This window comes from Streptomyces sp. NPDC006655 (genome assembly GCF_040703965.1).
Classification (GTDB): domain Bacteria; phylum Actinomycetota; class Actinomycetes; order Streptomycetales; family Streptomycetaceae; genus Streptomyces.
On sequence record NZ_JBEYJU010000261.1, the window covers coordinates 1 to 1,167 of the forward strand.

Annotated in this window: 1 protein-coding gene; it reads left to right on the plus strand. The window is 69.8% G+C overall.

Translation table 11 applies throughout. The annotated features are described in order from the left end of the window. Window positions 1–273 precede the first annotated feature (273 nt). Window positions 274–1,005, plus strand: coding sequence for a DUF2786 domain-containing protein (locus AB0958_RS45185; protein ID WP_366896303.1), 732 nt, complete (start codon window positions 274–276; stop codon window positions 1,003–1,005). The last annotated feature ends 162 nt before the right edge of the window (window positions 1,006–1,167 follow it).

Genomic DNA, 1,167 nt, shown 5'->3' on the forward strand with positions numbered 1-1,167 from the left:
GGCGGTGCGGCGTGCGCTGCCCGACCGACCGAGGGGAGCCCCCGCCCAGGGGTGAGGTGTGGCCAAGGGCCGCCGCGCGGCCGCCGGTCCGGGGGGCGGGAACCAGGCCGGAAACCGGTCCTGACCTGCGAAAACATGTGATCGGGATCACTCCCCGGAAGGGGTGTTCAAGGTGGACTCCCGCCCCCAAATAAGGCAGAATTAGTGATGTCGGAAGGGGGGAGGCAGCCCCCCGGACGACAGCCCCAAACCTTCAACACCAAGGAGTACGACGTGACCGACGTCGATAACGGCAAGCTCAGCAAGATCCGCGCACTGCTGGACATGGCGGAAGGGGACGGGCTTTCGCCCGAGGCGGCCGAAAACTACCGGCTCAAGGCATACGAGCTGATGGCCAAGTACGGCATCGAACAGGCCCTCCTCGACGCCGCGAAGCCCGGCAACGACAAGCCCGCAGACCGCATCATCAACCTGGACAACCCGTGGTCCATGGAGAAGGTCCGGCTGATGAACGGCCTGGCACAGGCCATGGGGTGCGAACTGATCCACCTGGGCCGGTCGGAGACGGGCGGCCGCAAGGTGCACGTGTTCGGCCACGAGTCGGACCTTCAGCGCATGGACATCCTGTTCACAAGCCTGCTGCTTCAGATGCTCCGCGAACTGGCCCGAACCCCCGTTCCGCCCTACGACGCCCCCCGCGCATTCCGCCGGTCGTGGATCCTCGGATTCGTGGACAAGGTCTCTGTACGCGTGCGAGAGGCCGAGCAGCGTGCCCGGAACGAGGCCACCCCGACGACCGCCGACGGGCGGAGCACGGCCCTGGTGTTGGCCGACCGAAAGGCCCTGGTCACGCGAGCGTTCGAGGACGCGTATCCCCGCCGCCGGAACGGAGGCAGGACGACGATGAAGGGACGCGGATACGGTGCCGGTGCGGCAGCCGGAGCGCGGGCCGACATCGGGGGAACCCGCATCGGCAGCGGAGCCCGGGGCGCGATCGGCCGATAACACGGCGCCTCACCCTGCACAGCACGACCGGCACCGCCCCCCAGATCGCTGGGGCGGCGGTGCCGCCGCGGCGGTAGCGGTCGCCCCTGGCGGGGCGGCTGTGTTGGTGGCCCGGTGCGTGCTCGCCGGCCCCGGCCTCCTTCGTCGGCCGGTGCCGTCGGC